The sequence below is a fragment of the Amycolatopsis regifaucium genome (assembly GCF_001613935.1).
GTDB lineage: Bacteria > Actinomycetota > Actinomycetes > Mycobacteriales > Pseudonocardiaceae > Amycolatopsis > Amycolatopsis regifaucium.
On record NZ_LQCI01000003.1, the window covers coordinates 221,118 to 237,801 of the forward strand.

Sequence of the window (16,684 nt, forward strand, 5' to 3'; positions counted from 1 at the left end):
TGTGTAAACTGGAGAGCAAGTCGATCGTTCCGCGGGAGTGGCCATGGTGAGCTCAGCCGATCTGCTCCCGGTGGCGCGGGCGGCGCAGGTTTTGGACATTTCGCGAGAGCGCGTGCGTGAACTCGTGCACGCCGGCAGGTTGGACGCGATCCGCATCGGCCGCGAACTGCTGGTCGACGCCCGGTCGGTCGAGCATCGCAGGAGCGTGGTGAAACCGTCCGCCGGTCGTCCGCTGTCCGCGCGGATGGCATGGGGGTTGTTGTGGTCGCTGAGTGGCCACGAGCCTTCGTGGGTCTCACCGGCAGAGCGGGTGCGGCTCAAGCGTTACGCGTGTGAGCGCGAGCCGGTGCACTGGCCGCGCCTGCTCTCCGGCCGCGCGCGCGTGTACCCGGTGCGTATGTTGGCCGGACCGCTGGCGCGGTTGCGGGAAGACGCGCACGCCGTCGTCAGCGGGCCCGTCGCCGCCGGGCACTACGGCGCGGACTTGATGGCGGGCGACGCGGACGAGGAGTTCTATGTGGATGCTGCTCGGTTCGATGAGCTCGTGCGGTCACGGCGGTTTCGGCTGGACACCGCGGAGCCGAACGCGGTGATCCGGGTACCGGCTCTGTCCGGCGTCCAGCGTCCGCCGGGATCGGACGGCCACGCGATTCCCGCGGCCGTCGCCGCGGATCTGCTTGATTCCGGCGATGAGCGTTCTGTCCTTGCGGCACAACAACTTCTCACTCGTTTGGGCGAGCTGTATAAGTTCGGTGGATGATCGACTCTTCGGCTCGCCCCGGTCTGGGAACGCTGGCCTTGCCGTCGCTTCAGGGCGGCGGTGACCGCGTCGTGTGGCCCGCGATGTTCGACCTCGCCGACCGGCTACCCCCACCCTGGGTGATGATCGGCGGGCAGATGGTCATCCTGCACGGTCTGCTGGCAGGACGATCGACTCCCCGCGTCACCAAGGACATCGATCTGCTCTTCGACATTCGCTTCACGGTCGACGCGGTTTCGTCGTGCTCACCAGGTTCTCGAGGGTTTGGGTTACGACGTGGACGGCATCAGCGCAGACGGTAAGGCGCATCGCTATGTCCACGCCGGGACCGGCATGATGGTCGATCTCCTCGCGCCGGACAAACTCGGTGCTCGTGCCGCCCCGAAGCTACGGACCCCAGTGGGAAGTATTGTGCCGATCCCCGGCGGTAAGACCGCGCTGGACAATGCGCGACCGCTCATCGCGACCTTTGGCGGCAGGACAGCGACGCTGTACCTGCCGGGACTGGCTGCCGCCTTGGTGGTCAAGGTGAAGGCCCTGATCGATGAGCCGTCCCGGCCGGGCGTGCCCAGCCGTCACATCTCCGACATCGCGTTCCTGACCTCGCTGATCGACGATCCGGACGCGCTCTTTCCCGGGGATCCACCGCACACACCTCGCTTCGGGTGTCTGGTCGATTGCCTCGACGATCCTCGGCATCCGAGTTGGCTTGCTCTGGGCTCTCCGCACGCCGAGGACGGGTTCAACGCCTGGGAGATTCTGCGTGAGACCAGGTCGAACCCCTAGACTCCGACGGCGGACTCCGTGCCGCCGAACCGCTGCCGCAGGTCACGCTTGAGCAGCTTCCCCGAAGCGTTCTTCGGTAACTCCACGACGAAATGCACCGATTTCGGCACCTTGTGCGCCGCCAGCGACTTCTTCGCGAACTCGATCAGTTCCGCTTCCCCGACCTGCTCCTTCGCCACGACCACCGCGGTGATCGCCTCGATCCAGCGTTCGTGCGGCAGGCCGACGACGGCGACCTCGGCGACGGCGGGATGCGCGTACAGCGCGTCCTCGACCTCGCGTGACGCGACGAGCACACCACCGGTGTTGACGACGTCCTTGATCCGGTCGACGACGAACAGATAACCTTCTTTGTCCTGACGCACCAGATCGCCGGAGTGGAACCAGCCGCCCGCGAAAGCCTCCACCGATTCCTCGGGCTTGCCCCAATAGCCGGTGCACAGCTGCGGAGAGCGGTAGACGACCTCGCCGAGTTCGCCCGCCGGGACGTCGTTCAGCTCGGTGTCCACCACGCGCGTTTCCACGAACAGGACCGCGCGGCCGACGGAATCCGGTCGCGCGTCGTGCTCTTCGGGACGCAGGACCGTCGCGAGTGGACCGATTTCCGACTGGCCGAAGCAGTTGTAGAACCCGACTCCCGGCAGCCGCGCGCGCAGTTTCTCCAGCACCGGCACGGGCATGATCGACGCACCGTAGTAGGCCTTGGTGAGGCTGCTCAGCTCCGCGTCCGCCCAACGTGGGTCATTCGCGAGTCCCACCCAGACGGTCGGCGGGAAGAACAGCGAAGTCACGCTCTGGCGCGGGATCCGCGTGAGGATGTCGCCGAGATCGGGGGACTCGACGAGGTGGTTCGTCGCGCCGACGGCGAGGCCGGGCATGAGGAACACGTGCAGCTGCGCCGAGTGGTACAGCGGCAGCGCGTGGAGTGGCACGTCGCGGTCGCTCAGGTCGAGCGCGGCGATGCAGGAGGAGTACTCGTGCACCAGCGCGCGGTGGGTGAGCATCGCGCCCTTCGGCCGTGAGGTCGTCCCGGAGGTGTAAAGCAGCTGCACGAGATCTTCATCGGCGACGCCGGATTCCTCATGCGGGACAATACTTTCGTCGAGTGCCCAGCTCAGTGTGTCCAGTGTGGACACATGTTCGGACTCGACGTGCTCCGCCAGTGCCGGATCGACGAAGGCGACGGCGGGTTCGGACTGGGTGAGCAGGTACAGGAGTTCCGCGCCGCGCGCGTTGAAGTTCACCGGCACGTGCACCAGTCCGGCCCGCGCGCAACCGAGGTACAGCAACAGATACGCGTCGGAGTTCTTGCCGAAGGCCGCGACGCGGTCACCGTGGACGAGCCCGCGGTCGAGCAGCTTCGCCGCGACCCGGCCGGCCGCGCGGTCGAGTTCGGCGTAGGTCCACACGCGATCGGCGAACGTGAGCGCGACCCTGTCCGGGACGCGCCGCGCGCTGCGCTCCAGGACGCGGCCGACGGTGCTGGGGTAGCCGGGAACGGTCATCGCGGCGGTCTCCTTCGTCCGGGCGTGGCATTTCCACAGTACTTTCCCGGCCACGTTTCTCGGCACCTTTCCCGGTGACGCTTTCCCGACGGTCGCCGGTAACCTCGTCCGCATGGCCAATCCCACCGGAGAGCAGTTCGAGATCACCCGCGGCAACGCCCGCGCCGTCGTCACCGAGATCGGTGCCGGGTTGCGCGCGTTCGAGGTCGGCGGGGTGCCATACGTCGAGGCGTTCGCCGAGGACGAGAAGCCGCCGAAGGGCGCGGGGCAGGTGCTGTTGCCTTGGCCGAACCGCACCAAGGGTGGCCAGTGGGTCTACCAGGGCGAGAAGCAGCAGCTCGCGATCACCGAAGCGGCGCGCGGCAACGCGATCCACGGCCTGACCCGGCACGAGGAGTGGGAGCTGCTCGAACACGCCGAATCGTCGATCACCCTGGCCATCGACGTCCCGGCGCGGGAAGGCTGGCCGGTGCCGCTGCGCGCGACGATCACCTACGAGATCTCACCGCGCGAACTGGTCGTGACGCACGAGATCCGCAACGAAGGCGAGAGCCCGATCGGTGTCGGGCTCGGCACGCACCCCTACTTCCGCATCGGTGACGTGCCCACCGACGAGCTGACCCTGACGCTGCCCGCGAGCCGTGTCCGGCCGTACCTCGGCGACGAGCAGATGCCGTACGCCGACGAGCAGGACGTCGAGGGCACCGAGTACGACTTCCGGTCGGGCAAGGTGCTCGCGGGCGTCGACCTGGACACGGCGTTCGGCGGGCTGAGCGTCGCCGAGGACGGCAACCACCACCACGTCCTCTCGCACGGGGACCAGGAACTGCTCGTCTGGACCGGGCCGGACTTCCGCTGGGCGCAGGTGTTCACCCCGGACGACCTGGTCGGCCGCGGCCGCGCGGTGGCGATCGAGCCGATGACCTGCCCCGCCGACGCGCTCAACACCGGCACCGACCTGATCGAGCTCGAGCCCGCCACGTCGTGGACCGGCAGCTGGGGCATCCGGGTCCGCTGATGACCTCGCCGCCGCCGCTCCGGCTGGGGCCCGTGGACGCGGGCGAAGTGCTCACGTTGCAGCGCGCGGCCTACGTGCCGGAGGCGAGGGCACACGGCGACCTGGACCTCCCGCCGCTGCTGGAGACCTTCGAGCAGACCAAGGACGCTCTGGGCGATCCCGCGTGTTTCGCCTGGGGGATCAGGGAAGCCGGACGGCTGGTGGCGAGCGTCCGGATCGTCGTGGACGGCGAAGCGGGTCTCGTCGGCAGGCTCATCGTGGCCCCGGACAGGCAGGGACACGGGCTCGGCAGCTCGTTGCTGCTCGCCGCCGAAGCGGCCACGCCGCCGACGGTGACCGTGTTCCGCCTGTTCACCGGAGACCGGAGCGTCGGCCCGCTGCGGATGTACGCGAAGCTCGGCTACGTCGAGACGCACCGGACGCCCGAGGCGCACTACGAGCTGGTCCATTTCGAAAAGCCCCGCGTGCGCTCGACGGGACCAGTTCGTTAGCGTGTCAAAGTATGCCGAACAAAGCACTGGTCAAGGCCATCGTCGGTGGTTACGTCGTCCCCGTCGACGGTGAACCGATAGACGGCGGCACGGTCCTCATCGAGAACGGGAAGATCGCCGCGGTCGGCACCGACGCCGACGTCGACGTCCCCGACGACGCCGAATTGATCGACGCGGCGGGCGCCTGGGTGCTGCCCGGGTTCATCGACGCGCACGCCCACCTCGGCGTCCACGAGGACGGCGAAGGCTGGTCGGGCAACGACACCAACGAGATGACCGACCCCAACGGCGCGCGGTTCCGGGCGGTCGACGGGATCGACCCGTACGAGCCAGGCTTCGACGACGCGCTCGCGGGCGGCGTCACCAGCGTCGTCATCAAGCCCGGCTCCGGGAACCCCATCGGCGGGCAGACGATCGGCCTCAAGACCTGGGGCCGGACCGTGCTCGACATGATCTTCGCCGAGGAAGTCAGCGTGAAGAGCGCGCTCGGCGAGAACCCGAAACGGGTCTACGGCGAGAAGAAGCAGACGCCGTCGACCAGGCTCGGCGTCGCGTCGATCATCCGCGACGCGTTCACCGCCGCGCGCAACTACGCCGCCCAGCGCGACCACGCCGCCGGTGAGGGCAAGCCGTTCGACGTCGACCTGACCAAGGAGACCCTGGCCAAGGTGCTCGACGGCGAGCTGTTCTGGGACCAGCACGTCCACCGCGCCGACGACATGGTCACCGCGATCCGGCTGGCCGACGAGTTCGGCTACAAGCTGGTGATCAACCACGGCACCGAAGGGCACCTGATCGCGGATGTGCTCGCCGAGCGGGACGTGCCGGTGATCCTCGGTCCGCTGTTCACCACGAAGTCCAAAGTGGAGCTGCGCAACCGCACGCTGCGCGCGCCCGGCATCCTCGCCAGGGCGGGCGTCCGGATCGCGATCACCACGGACCACCCGGTCGTGCCGATCAACTTCCTGGTCTACCAGGCGGCGCTGTCGGTGAAGGACGGGTTGGACCCGGAGACGGCGCTGAAGGCGCTGACCGTGAACCCGGCCGCCATGCTGAACCTCGACGACAAGGTCGGCTCGCTGAAGCCTGGCCTCGACGCCGACGTCGTCCTCTGGTCGGGTGATCCGCTGGACGTGATGAACCGCGCCATGCGGGTGTTCGTCCGCGGGCGCGAGGTCTACCACTTCGACGAGGCGACCGGGGTGGGTGTCACCGAGGAGCGCCGGTACCGGGAAGGCTGATTTCGGGCCTTGCCAGGGGAAACCCAGTTGTGCTGTCATGTGTTACACACGGGGAGGATGTGTAACACATGAAGCGCTGGGTTCTTGTCCTGGTGATCGGGATCGGTTTCTTGGTCGTCACGTTGCTGTTCTCGCGCAAGGATCCGAACCTGATCAAATGTGGCGGCAGGATCATGTCGCCCGGTGACGTCTGTGAGACCACCAAGAACGGCCGCACTACCGGCGAGGACACCTACGCCGAGATGAAGGCCGCCGCGGAGTCCCGTGCGGAGACGTTCCGCGAACACGGGCTCTGGATGGCAGGGGTCGGGGTCGCGCTGACCGGTTTGGGCGCGACGATGCTGGTCCGGGGGAAGCGGCGTGCGGCGCGGGCCGGTGTGACGGCGCCGCAAGGTGGACAGCCCCTGTCGCAAGCTCAGCCGCAATGGCAACAGCAGTGGCAGGGGCAGCCTCAGCCGGGATTCCCGCCTCAGCAGCAGTACCAGCGACAGCCGCAGCCCGTTCAGCAGTATCCGCAGCAGGGCGGCTGGCCGCGGCAACCACCGCCACAGCAACCGCAGCAGTTCGGTCCGACAGGGCACTGAGCCGTTACGTCAGAAGCCGGTCGAGATCCAGTTTCACCGGAAACGGCTCGGTGGCGGCGAATTCGCCGGTCGTGGCCGGAGCGTCCTGGTAGCCGAGTTCGCCCGCCTGGTGGCAGGCGACCAGTGAGACCGGCTCGCTGAGGTCGACGATCCAGTAGTGCGGGATCCCCGCGTCGGCGTATTCGCCGTGTTTGGTCACGTAGTCGGTGCGCTTCGAGCCCGGGGACACGATCTCGACCACGACGACGACGTCGTCCGCGTGATACATCGTGTCTTCCTCGTCGATCCGCTCGCCTGCTTCGCGAAGAGCGATGATCAGATCCGGTCGCCTGGCGAAACCCGGCTCGCCGGACGGCACCAGGCCCAGATCGACGTCGATGTCCTGGACGAATTCGAGATGATCGGGCAGCTGGGCTTCCAGTTGCCTCGCCAAGGCGTAGAGCGCCTTGTTGTGTCTCCTCTTGGGACTCGGCGACATGACGAGGCGGCCTTCCACGAGCTCGGTGAATCCGGAATCGGGCTCACCGAGCGCCGCGTAGTCCGCGACCGACAGCAGGTGATCCGGGATGGCCCACCCTGGTTCACCGTGCGACCCGGCCGTGGAGTCGGGAAGGGCTGTCACAGCGTCTCCTCACGTCTTCCACAGTGTCTCACGATCACCACGTGACCATCGGTGACCTTATCGGCGCGGAGAGTCAGCTCTTGCGTAGCTCACGCGCGATCACCATCCGCTGGATCTGGTTCGTGCCCTCGAAGATCTGCGGCACCTTCGCCTCCCGCATGTACCGCTCCACCGGGAAGTCCTTGGTGTAGCCCGCGCCGCCGAGCACCTGCACCGCGTCGGTGGTCACCTTCATCGCGCCGTCGGTCGCGACGAGCTTCGCGATCGACGCCTGCCGCTGGAACGGCAGTCCGCGGTCGCGGCGGCGCGCGGCGTCGAGGTACATCGCGCGCGAAGTCTCGACGGTCGCGGCCATGTCGGCCAGCAGGAACTCCAGCCCCTGGAATTCGATGATCGGCCGCCCGAACTGGGTGCGGCCCTTCGCGTACTCGAGTGCCTCGTCCAGCGCGGCCTGCGCGAGCCCGACGGCGCACGCGGCGATGCCCAGCCGTCCGGAACTGAGCGACGAGAGCGCGATCTTCAGGCCTTGGCCCTCTTCGCCGATTCGCCGGTCGACGTCGACGGTGGCGTCCTCGAACATCAGCTGCGCGGTGGTCGACCCGGTGAGGCCCATTTTCCGCTCGGGCGGCGCGGACGAGAGGCCCGTGGTCGACGCGTCGACGAGCAGGCAGGAGATGCCCTGCCCGCCGTCGTCGCTCGTGCGCACCATGGTCGTGTAGAAGTCGGCCTCGCCCGCGTGGGTGATCCACGCCTTCGTGCCGTTCACGACGTACTGGTCGCCGTCGAGCCGCGCGCGGGTCGAGAGAGCGGCCGCGTCGGAGCCGGCGTGGGTCTCCGACAGCGCGTACGCGCCCAGCAGGTCACCCTCCAGCATGTCGGGCAGCCAGCGGTCGCGCTGCGCGTCGGTGCCGTGGTGTGCCAGCGCGAAGCAGGACATCGTGTGCACGGAAAGCCCGACACCGACCGACATCCACGCGGCCGCGATCTCCTCGAGCACCTGCAGGTAGACCTCGTACGGCAGGTCGCCGCCGCCCCAGCGCTCCGAGTACGGCAGGCCGAGCAGCCCGGCCTGTCCGAGCAGCCGGAACTGCTCACGCGGGAAATGCGCGGTCTCCTCGTACTTGCTCGCGATCGGCGCCAGTTCCTCCCGCGCGATCTCCTTGGCCAGGTCGAGCAGGTCCTGGGCCTCGGTGCTGGGCAGCAGACGGTCCGCCGGCATGGCTCCTCCGAGCTGAACTGTACTCAAAACAGTACTGTGGGCTGATTCAGAGTACAGTAGAAGCCGCTGGGAGTACATCGTCCGCGTAAGGGATAGTGATCGGATGACCCCGCGCCGCCAGCCAACCGCGCGTCAGCGAGCACTGCTCTCGGAACTGGAGACGATCTTCCTCGCCGAGGGGTTCTCGCAGTTCACACTGGACGACCTCGCCGCCAGGCTGCGCTGCTCGAAGTCGACCCTCTACGCGCTCGCCCCGAGCAAGGAGCAGCTCGCGGTCAAGGTCGTCGCCCTCTTTTTCAAGGGCGCCGCCGAACTGCTGGAGGAGCGGATCGCCGGTATCGACGACGCGCGCAAGATCCTCGGCGAGTACCTCGCCGGCATCTCCGAATACCTCAATCGCGCCTCGGCCGCCTTCATGACCGACATCGCCGAATTCGCCCCGGCACGCGACGCGTATCAGCTCAACAGTCGCGCCGCGGCCCAGCGGATCCGGTCGTTCATCGATCGCGGCGTCACCGACGGTGTTTTTCGCGAGGTGCACGCGCGGCTGATCGCGGAAATGGCGGGATTGATCATCGAGGGAATCCAGACCGGGGTGCTCGGTCAGCGCGCCGGAGTGACGGACGCGGAGGCCTTCACCGCTTTGTCTGAACTCCTTCAGAGTGGAATCGCGACGCGTCAGCGTCTCCGTTGAGGGTGGCGGCGGGGGCATGGATGGAGGCCTTGAACCCAAAATGTCCTGAAATGACAATTCTGGTGGGATGAGTGCCGCCTCGGCTAGCATCGCGCCCGTGATCGTCGTAGGTGGAGAGGCGCTGGTCGACCTCGTTCCCGGTGAACCGTTGGATTCCACTGTGGACGGTGGGCTGCGCGCGCTGCTGCCGCGGATGGGCGGTGGTCCGTACAACGTCGCGCTCGCCGCCGGCCGGCTCGGCGTACCGGCCGGCTTCTTCTCGCGGGTGTCGAACGACCGGTTCGGCGTCGCGCTGGTGGACCGGTTGCGCGCTTCCGGCGTCGACACCACCTTGCTGCAGCGGGGAAACGAGCCGACGACGCTCGCCGTGGTCGCGCTCGACGAAAAGGGTTCCGCTCAGTACACCTTCTATACCGAAGGCACCGCGGACAGGCTGGTCGGCGATCCCGGCCCGCTGCCGGAGAATGTGACCGCGCTCTCGCTCGGCACCCTCGGCATGGTCCTGGAACCGGGTGCGAGCACGTACGAAACCGTGTTGCGCCGCGAATCCGCCCGCGGCGTCCTGACCGTCCTCGACCCGAACATCCGTGAGGCGTTGATCACGGATCCGGCGGCGTACCGGGCGCGGTTCGAGTCCTGGCTGCCGCATATCCGGCTGCTCAAGATCTCCGACGATGACACGGAATGGCTCGCCGAAGGCGCCGATCCGGTCGACGCGGCAAAGGTCTGGACCTCTTGCGGCGTCGATGCCGTGGTGCTCACCCGGGGCGCGCAGGGGCTGTCCGTCATCACACAGGCGGGGGAAATCGCGCGGGTCCCGTCACGCCGAGTCGCCGTCGTGGACACGATCGGTGCGGGCGACACCGTGCACGGCGCCCTGCTGGCGTGGCTGTACTCGAACCAGGTGCGCGACTTGTCCACACTCGACGCCGACGGCTGGCGTTCGGCGCTCGAATTCGCGGCCAAAGCGGCGTCGATCACGGTCTCGCGGAGTGGTGCGGAACCGCCGACGACCGGAGATATGGCATCCGCCGTGTGAACCTGGTCCCAAACGGGCTGTTGTGAGCAACTCACCCGCTGCGCGGTGACCCCATTCTCGACTAGCGTGGAGGGGAATTCATACCCCAGCGGGGCGGTGTGCAGCGAGGCCGTGGGTCACGCGCGTGAAAGAGGGCGTACCTGTGGAACCTACAGGCGCCGCCGGCCCGTGCTGAACGTGAGAGGGACTTACATGTCCGACGCGACGACGGCTGCGGGGCAGTCCGGCGAAACCGCGACGCTGCGCCTGCCCAATGGCGAGCACGAGTTCAAGGTGATCCACCCGGTCGAGGGTGCGCCTGGGATCGAGCTGGGGAAGCTGCTGGCGACGACGGGGTACATCACCCACGACCCGGGATTCGTGAACACCGGCGCCGCGTCCTCGGCCATCACCTACATCGACGGTGACGCCGGCATCCTGCGCTACCGCGGGTACCCGATCGAGCAGCTGGCCGAGAAGTCGACCTTCATCGAGGTCTCCTACCTGCTCATTTACGGCGAGCTGCCCACCGAGACGCAGCTGGCCGAGTTCACCGGGAAGATCCAGCGCCACACCCTGCTGCACGAAGACCTCAAGGCCTTCTTCAGCGGCTTCCCGCGCGACGCGCACCCGATGCCGGTGCTCTCCAGCGCGGTATCGGCGCTGTCGACCTTCTACCAGGACTCGCTCAACCCGTTCGACGAAGCGAACGTCGAGCTGTCCACCATCCGCCTGCTGGCCAAGGTCCCGACTCTGGCCGCGTACGCGTACAAGAAGTCCGTCGGCCAGCCGCTGCTTTACCCGGACAACTCGCTCGGCCTGGTCGAGAACTTCCTGCGCATGACCTTCGGCTTCCCGGCCGAGCCTTACGAGGTCGACCCGGACGTCGCCAAGGCGCTCGACCTGCTGTTCATCCTGCACGCCGACCACGAGCAGAACTGCTCGACCTCGACCGTGCGCCTCGTCGGCTCCTCCGAGGCGAACCTGTTCGCCTCCATCTCGGCCGGCATCAACGCGCTCTTCGGGCCGCTGCACGGTGGCGCCAACAGCGCGGTGCTGGACATGCTCGAGGGCATCCAGGCCGAGGGCGGCGACGTCGCGAACTTCGTCACCCGCGTGAAGAACAAGGAAAAGGGTGTCCGCCTGATGGGCTTCGGGCACCGGGTCTACAAGAACTACGACCCGCGCGCGAAGATCATCAAGAACACCGCGGACGACATCCTCTCCAAGCTCAAGGGCGGCGACCAGCTGCTCGACATCGCGAAGAAGCTGGAAGAGACCGCGCTCTCGGACGACTACTTCATCGAGCGGAAGCTGTACCCGAACGTCGACTTCTACACCGGTCTGATCTACCGGGCGCTCGGCTTCCCGACGAAGTACTTCACCGTGCTGTTCGCGCTCGGCCGCCTGCCGGGCTGGATCGCGCACTGGCGCGAGATGATCCAAGACCCGGCCACCAAGATCGGCCGCCCGCGGCAGATCTACACCGGCTACGCGTCGCGGGACTACGCGCCCATTTCGGAGCGCTGATCCCGCCTCCGGCAAGCGCAATGAAGGGGCCTTTCATCGCAAATTTCGCGATGAAAGGCCCCTTCATTGCATCCGGAGGTGCGAGGAACGCAGCCCGCGCCTAGGGTTTCCGGGGTGACCAGAGAAGCCCCCGTAGTGCTGTGGTTCCGCCGCGACCTCCGCCTCGGCGACCACGCGGCCCTGCTGGAAGCCTCGAAGCACAGCAAGCACGTCCTCGCGCTGTACGTCCTCGACGACGCGCTCCTCAAGCCCTCCGGTGCCCCGCGTGTCGCGTTCCTGCACGGCTGCCTGAAGGCGCTCGACGAGCAGCTCGGCGGACGGCTCATGCTCGTCGAGGGCGACCCGGTCAAGGAGGTCGTCAAGGCCGCGCGCGAGATCGGCGCCTCCGCCGTGCACGTCAGCGCGGACACCGGCCCGTACGGCCGTCGCCGGGACGCCGAAGTCGCGAAAGCGTTGGCAGAGCACGACATCGCGTGGACGGAGACGGGATCCTCCTACGCGATCACGCCCGGCCGGGTCGTCAAACCCGACGGCGATCCCTATCGCGTGTTCAGCCCGTTCCATCGCGCCTGGACGCGCCACGGCTGGCCGCCGCCCGCGGACACCGGAAAGTCCATAGTGGACTGGGTGGCGCCGCCGCGTTCGGTGAAGCTCCCGAAAACGCCGTCCCTGAAGGGAATGGAGCTGCCGGAGCCGGGCGAGAGGGCCGCGCTGGAGCGCTGGCACGAGTTCCTCGACGACGGCATCGAAACCTACGACGAAGACCGCGACCGCCCGGATCGTCCCGGTACGACAAGGCTTTCGCCTTATCTGCGCTGGGGATGCGTCCACCCGCGCACCCTGCTCGCCGACATCGCCGGAAACGAAGGGGCCGGCGCGACTTCACTGCGTGGCGAGTTCGCCTGGCGCGAGTTCCACGCCGACGTGCTGTGGCACCGCCCCGAAACCGCGCGGAAGAACTACGACTCCCGATTCGACGCCATCGAGTACGAGCAGGACGACGACGCCTTCGAGCGATGGTGCGCGGGGCGAACCGGCTTCCCGATCGTCGATGCCGGGATGCGGCAGCTGCTCGCCGAGGGCTGGATGCACAACCGCGTCCGGATGATCGTGGCGAGTTTCCTGGTCAAGGACCTGCATCTGCCGTGGTGGCTCGGCGCACGGCATTTCATGAAGCATCTGGTCGACGGCGATCTCGCGTCGAACCAGCTGAACTGGCAGTGGGTCGCCGGGAGCGGAACCGACGCCGCGCCGTACTTCCGGGTCTTCAACCCGACGACGCAGGGGGAGAAGTTCGACCCCTCCGGCGACTACGTCCGCCGTTACGTCCCTGAACTCCGCTCCGTGCGAGGGAAAGCCGTACACAAACCTGCCGACGTGCCCGGATACCCCGCGCCCATGGTCGACCACGCCCACGAACGCCAGGTCGCCCTCGAACGCTACGGCGCGATCAAAGGTACGTGAAGGCCCCCTTCATGTACTTAGGCGCAAGGAAGGGGGCCTTCATGTACTTGGGTCAGCCGCGAAGCGCCTCGGTCAGCTTGATCCGGCTGCCGACCCGCAGGACGCTGTTCTGGTAGATCCGCGCGCCCAGCCAGGTGAACAGGGCGATGGCGCCCACGGTCAGCCCCAGCGACAGCGCGACTTCCCACACCTCGACGGTCCCGGCCGCGATCCGCGCCGGCATCAGCACGGGGGAAAGCAGCGGCACCAGGGAAAGGATCTTCGTTCCCGTCCCGTCCGGCGCCTGCGCCAGCAGATTGAACCCGACGATGAACCCGAGGATCAGCACGATGTTGACCGGGCCGATGACCGACTGCGTGTCCTCCTGGCGGGAGACCAGCGAGCCCATCGCGCCGTACACCGTGGCGTACAGAAGGAAGCCGAGCAGGTACCAGACCACGCCCCACAGCAGCGCGCTCGTCGCGACGCCGGACAGCGTCAGCACGTTGGTCGCCGAAGCGACGATCAACCCGGCGCCGCCGATGATCACCAGCTGGGTCAGCCCGACCAGGCCGAGCCCGATCACCTTGCCCAGCAGCAGATGCCACGGCCGGACGGTGGACAGCAGGATCTCCACGACCCGGCTGGACTTCTCTTCGACCACGCCCTGTGCGACCAGCGTCCCGTAGGTCACGATGCTCATGTACAGCAGCACGGCCACGATCAGCCCGATCACCATCCGCTGCGACTTCTCGGGGTCCGGCGGTTTGATCGAGTCGACCTCGACCTGGGTCTGGTGGACCGTTTGCATCACTTCTTCCGGCGTCCGCTGGGCCTCGGAAAGGATGCCGTTCAGCACTTCCTGCTGGGACACGCCGTTCAGCACGGCACGCAGTTCGGTGCCCAGCTCGGATTTGACGAGCACCTTGAGGTCGGTGGCGTTGCCGGACAGCAGCGCGTCGAGATCGCCGTTCTCGACCTGCGACCGGCCCTGCGCCGGGTCGGCGACGGTGACGGTCTCGATCTTCTCGCCGAGTGCCGCGCCCGCGGTCTGGAGCTGTTGCGCGATCCCGGCGGTCTGACCGGTGAGCCCGACCTTGCTCTTGTCCTCGTTGCTGATCAACGTGGACTGGAGCAGGACGTAACCCATCAGCATGACCAGCAGCACGGCGGTGCCGATCACGAAGGACCTGGTGCGCAGGCGGGTGTTCAGCTCACGTTTGGCGATGAGCCGGACCGCGCGCCACGAAGAGACGGTGTTCATGCGGAAACTCCTTGTGCGGCAGGCCGTTCGGCGGCGGGCTTCTCGGCGACGGCGTCGCGGAACAGCTCGGTCAGCGAACGCCTGCGCTTGCTGAACTCGGTGACCGGGCCGGTCGCCAGCGCCGCGGCGAGCACGGCCTGATCGTCGGCGTGGTCTTCGAGTTCGAGGACCGTCGTCGGCCCGTTCTGCTCGACCACTCGCGTGCCGGGGACGGCCGACGCCCAGCCGGGTGCGGCGTTCGGCGCGGTGACGACGAGGCCGTTGCCCGCGCCTGCCGTCAGGTCCGCGACGGTGCCGGAGGCGACCATCCGTCCACTTCGGATGATGCCGACCCGGTCGCACAACCGCTCGACCAGATCCAGCTGGTGACTGGAGAACACCACCGGCACGCCGGTCGCGGCCTTCTCGCGCAACACCCCGCTCATCACGTCCACGGCCAGCGGGTCGAGTCCGGAGAACGGTTCGTCGAGCACCAGCACCTTCGGGTCGTGCACCAGCGCGGCCGCCAGCTGCACGCGCTGCTGGTTGCCGAGGCTCAGTTTCTGCACCTCGTCCTTGCGGCGTTCGCCGAGACCGAGCCGGGAGATCCAGTTCTCCGCGCTGCGGTGGGCGTCGTTGGCCGACATCCCGTGCAGTTCCGCGAGATAGACCAGCTGCTCCAGCACCTTCATCTTCGGGTACAACCCGCGTTCTTCCGGCATGTACCCGATGTGGGTGCGGGTCTCGTGCGTGATCGGCGTGCCACCGAACCGCACCTGCCCGGAATCGGCGGCCAGCACGCCGAGCACGATCCGCATCGTGGTGGTCTTGCCCGCCCCGTTACTGCCGACGAACCCGAACAGTTCGCCGGGCTGGACCTCGAAGCTCACCTGATCCAGCGCGACCTTCGCGCCGTAGCTCTTGGAGATCCGGTCGATCTCCAGTTTCCCCTCGCTCATTTCCACTTCCCCTCCTCGAAATACCGCACCAGCGCCGTGAAACCCCGGTGGACGCCGGAGATCGTGCGGTTTCGCTGGATCACTCCATCCAGCTTGACGTTGCTCACCACCGAAGTGGCCCGGTACACCAGGACGGCCCGTCCCACGCCGGTGACGATTCCGCCGGTCACCAGCGCGACGGCGACCACCCCGATGGACACCTTGTAACGCTTCTTGCCCCCGGTCATCCCGGAGCCACCCCCTCGTCGAAGTCTTCGGGATCGTCGTCCGGCAGCTTCCAGGCGAGCCAGAGTGCCGGCAGCGACGTTCCGAAGACGAGCAACGCCGCCGTCATCGCGGCCAGCAGGGAACCGGCATCCGGTTGCGCCGCCGCGTAAAGCCCATAGCCGAGGTCCACCAGCATGAGGAGGCAGATCCCTTGGAAGGCGCTGTAGTGCGCCCTGTCCCGTAGAAGCAGTTCACGCTCGTCGAGGTCACCCGCCGCGGAACCGGGTCTGCCGACGGCCTTGCGCAGTACCGCGGCGGTGCCGACGCAGAGGCAAAGTCCGGGCCCCATCAGGCCGACGGCGAACCACAGGGTCGGTTCGCGGAGCAAAGCCGCCCCGGCGATCACGACGAGATGGCCGATCGCCGCGGAAACGGCGAGGCGACGGCGGTCAGACCGCGTCCGGGTGACGGTCACGCCAGGCCCCCTTCGTCTTCGGCGAAGTCTTCGGGATCGTCGTCCGGCAGTGTCCAGCCGAGGACGACGCCGGACAGCGTGGTGCCGGTGACCAGCAGCGCGCAGGTCATCATCGCGCCGCGGGCGCCCCCGTTGTCGGTGCCGGCGACGATCAGGCCGTAGAGCACCGAGATGAACATCAGCACCACCAGCACCTGGTAGCTGACGAAGGTGACGCGGTGGCGCCATTCCCGCTCGCGCTCGTCGAGCCGCAAGGAGAAGCCGCCGCTCATCTTGCCGGTGAGGATCCGCAGCAGGTAGTGGGCGAGACCGGCGATCACCGCGCCACCGAACCAGGCCAGGACGAAGTACAGTTCCGGTTGCCGGTGGAACAGTGTCGCGCCGACGATCAGGATCAGGTCGCCGGCCACCACGAGCACGCTCAAGGTCCGGCGGCGTTTGCGCGTCCGCCAGGCGGGCAGCCGCCGGGCGCGTTTGCGTTCCACTTCCTCCCAGCGTTCCTGCTGTCGTTCCCAGTAGGCCGCGAGGCGGCCTCGCTGGTCGCTCATGTTCCCCCCTCCCGGTAGACCTGAGTGGACAGTGGCGTGAACGGTTCGCGGCTGAACACGGCCTCGACCGGGAGGTCGAAGACCGCGCAGATGCGGAACGCCAGGTCCAGACTCGGGTAGTGATCTCCCCGTTCGAGCGCGCCGATGGTCTGCGGGTTGACTTCGACCGCCGCCGCGAGGGCGGCCCTGCTCAGCCCGCGCTCCGCCCGGAGCACCGGGAGCCGGTTGTAGATCGGCAGCTCTTTGCCGCGTCTGACCGGGCTCATAGAACATACTGTTGCAAAAACCCAACGACTCGTCAAGCCAAGGGCACACCTTGCCCGCATTTAGAGGACGAAACG

General features: G+C 67.6%; 20 protein-coding genes. 11 read left to right on the plus strand and 9 right to left on the minus strand.

The window, feature by feature from the left end:
• Nucleotides 1-43: 43 nt before the first annotated feature.
• From AVL48_RS04845 to AVL48_RS04850, 3 genes are read left to right on the plus strand one after another with little or no spacing between them, the layout of a single operon-like run.
• Nucleotides 44-760, plus strand: coding sequence for a helix-turn-helix domain-containing protein (locus AVL48_RS04845; RefSeq protein WP_061984662.1), 717 nt, complete (start codon nt 44-46; stop codon nt 758-760).
• The gene (locus tag AVL48_RS38895; RefSeq protein WP_143104895.1) at nt 757-1,062 is read left to right on the plus strand and encodes a hypothetical protein; all 306 of its coding nucleotides are present in this window, start codon (nt 757-759) and stop codon (nt 1,060-1,062) included. The genes AVL48_RS04845 and AVL48_RS38895 overlap by 4 nt, the downstream gene beginning before the upstream one ends.
• On the plus strand, nt 1,037-1,546 hold the full coding sequence (locus AVL48_RS04850; RefSeq protein ID WP_074975766.1) for a hypothetical protein: 510 nt from the start codon (nt 1,037-1,039) through the stop codon (nt 1,544-1,546). The genes AVL48_RS38895 and AVL48_RS04850 overlap by 26 nt, the downstream gene beginning before the upstream one ends.
• Here AVL48_RS04850 and AVL48_RS04855 read toward each other — a convergent pair.
• Nucleotides 1,543-3,051, minus strand: coding sequence for a fatty acyl-CoA synthetase (locus AVL48_RS04855; protein WP_061984884.1), 1,509 nt, complete (start codon nt 3,049-3,051; stop codon nt 1,543-1,545). The two genes, AVL48_RS04850 and AVL48_RS04855, sit on opposite strands and share 4 nt — an antisense overlap.
• A gap of 112 nt (nt 3,052-3,163) precedes the next feature.
• On the opposite strand from AVL48_RS04855, the gene AVL48_RS04860 reads away from it, so the two are divergent.
• The 4 genes from AVL48_RS04860 to AVL48_RS04875 all read left to right on the plus strand — a co-directional run bounded on the left by AVL48_RS04860 (nt 3,164) and on the right by AVL48_RS04875 (nt 6,385).
• Nucleotides 3,164-4,069, plus strand: a complete 906-nt coding sequence (locus AVL48_RS04860; RefSeq protein WP_061984666.1) for an aldose 1-epimerase family protein — start codon at nt 3,164-3,166, stop codon at nt 4,067-4,069.
• Nucleotides 4,069-4,560, plus strand: a complete 492-nt coding sequence (locus AVL48_RS04865; RefSeq protein ID WP_061984886.1) for a GNAT family N-acetyltransferase — start codon at nt 4,069-4,071, stop codon at nt 4,558-4,560. The genes AVL48_RS04860 and AVL48_RS04865 overlap by 1 nt, the downstream gene beginning before the upstream one ends.
• 11 nt (nt 4,561-4,571) lie before the next feature.
• On the plus strand, nt 4,572-5,801 hold the full coding sequence (locus AVL48_RS04870; RefSeq protein WP_061984668.1) for an amidohydrolase: 1,230 nt from the start codon (nt 4,572-4,574) through the stop codon (nt 5,799-5,801).
• Nucleotides 5,802-5,869: 68 nt separating this feature from the next.
• Nucleotides 5,870-6,385: a hypothetical protein gene (locus AVL48_RS04875; protein WP_061984670.1), complete on the plus strand. Its 516-nt coding sequence runs from the start codon at nt 5,870-5,872 to the stop codon at nt 6,383-6,385.
• A gap of 4 nt (nt 6,386-6,389) precedes the next feature.
• Here AVL48_RS04875 and AVL48_RS04880 read toward each other — a convergent pair whose 3' ends face one another.
• Both AVL48_RS04880 and AVL48_RS04885 read right to left on the minus strand, forming a co-directional pair.
• On the minus strand, nt 6,390-7,007 hold the full coding sequence (locus tag AVL48_RS04880) for a Uma2 family endonuclease (RefSeq protein ID WP_082857545.1): 618 nt from the start codon (nt 7,005-7,007) through the stop codon (nt 6,390-6,392).
• 73 nt (nt 7,008-7,080) lie between these two features.
• On the minus strand, nt 7,081-8,226 hold the full coding sequence (locus tag AVL48_RS04885; protein WP_061984672.1) for an acyl-CoA dehydrogenase family protein: 1,146 nt from the start codon (nt 8,224-8,226) through the stop codon (nt 7,081-7,083).
• A gap of 103 nt (nt 8,227-8,329) precedes the next feature.
• On the opposite strand from AVL48_RS04885, the gene AVL48_RS04890 reads away from it, so the two are divergent.
• The 4 genes from AVL48_RS04890 (at nt 8,330) to AVL48_RS04905 (ending at nt 12,932) form a co-directional block, all read left to right on the plus strand.
• Nucleotides 8,330-8,920, plus strand: coding sequence for a TetR/AcrR family transcriptional regulator (locus AVL48_RS04890; RefSeq protein WP_061984674.1), 591 nt, complete (start codon nt 8,330-8,332; stop codon nt 8,918-8,920).
• Nucleotides 8,921-9,017: 97 nt separating this feature from the next.
• Entirely contained in the window at nt 9,018-9,959 is a 942-nt protein-coding gene (locus AVL48_RS04895) for a carbohydrate kinase family protein (protein ID WP_061984675.1), read from the plus strand.
• Between the two features lie 192 nt (nt 9,960-10,151).
• Nucleotides 10,152-11,468 carry a citrate synthase gene (locus AVL48_RS04900; RefSeq protein WP_061984677.1) on the plus strand — a complete coding sequence of 439 codons (1,317 nt, stop codon included), beginning with the start codon at nt 10,152-10,154 and terminating at the stop codon, nt 11,466-11,468.
• 114 nt (nt 11,469-11,582) lie between these two features.
• Nucleotides 11,583-12,932 (plus strand): cryptochrome/photolyase family protein, encoded by a 1,350-nt coding sequence (locus AVL48_RS04905; RefSeq protein WP_061984679.1) that lies wholly within the window; start codon nt 11,583-11,585, stop codon nt 12,930-12,932.
• A 52-nt stretch (nt 12,933-12,984) separates the two neighbouring features.
• Here AVL48_RS04905 and AVL48_RS04910 read toward each other — a convergent pair whose 3' ends face one another.
• The 6 genes from AVL48_RS04910 to AVL48_RS04935 are packed head-to-tail and all read right to left on the minus strand — an operon-like array spanning nt 12,985 to nt 16,609.
• Nucleotides 12,985-14,175: an ABC transporter permease gene (locus AVL48_RS04910; protein WP_061984681.1), complete on the minus strand. Its 1,191-nt coding sequence runs from the start codon at nt 14,173-14,175 to the stop codon at nt 12,985-12,987.
• Nucleotides 14,172-15,113, minus strand: coding sequence for an ABC transporter ATP-binding protein (locus AVL48_RS04915; RefSeq protein ID WP_061984683.1), 942 nt, complete (start codon nt 15,111-15,113; stop codon nt 14,172-14,174). The genes AVL48_RS04910 and AVL48_RS04915 overlap by 4 nt, the downstream gene beginning before the upstream one ends.
• Complete coding sequence (locus tag AVL48_RS04920; RefSeq protein ID WP_061984685.1) at nt 15,110-15,340, minus strand: hypothetical protein; 231 nt, start codon at nt 15,338-15,340, stop codon at nt 15,110-15,112. The genes AVL48_RS04915 and AVL48_RS04920 overlap by 4 nt, the downstream gene beginning before the upstream one ends.
• Nucleotides 15,337-15,795, minus strand: a complete 459-nt coding sequence (locus AVL48_RS04925; RefSeq protein ID WP_061984687.1) for a hypothetical protein — start codon at nt 15,793-15,795, stop codon at nt 15,337-15,339. Before AVL48_RS04925 ends, AVL48_RS04920 begins: the two co-directional genes overlap by 4 nt.
• Nucleotides 15,792-16,343, minus strand: a complete 552-nt coding sequence (locus AVL48_RS04930) for a hypothetical protein (protein ID WP_061984689.1) — start codon at nt 16,341-16,343, stop codon at nt 15,792-15,794. The genes AVL48_RS04925 and AVL48_RS04930 overlap by 4 nt, the downstream gene beginning before the upstream one ends.
• Nucleotides 16,340-16,609: a helix-turn-helix transcriptional regulator gene (locus tag AVL48_RS04935; RefSeq protein ID WP_034308595.1), complete on the minus strand. Its 270-nt coding sequence runs from the start codon at nt 16,607-16,609 to the stop codon at nt 16,340-16,342. The genes AVL48_RS04930 and AVL48_RS04935 overlap by 4 nt, the downstream gene beginning before the upstream one ends.
• Nucleotides 16,610-16,684 lie beyond the last annotated feature (75 nt).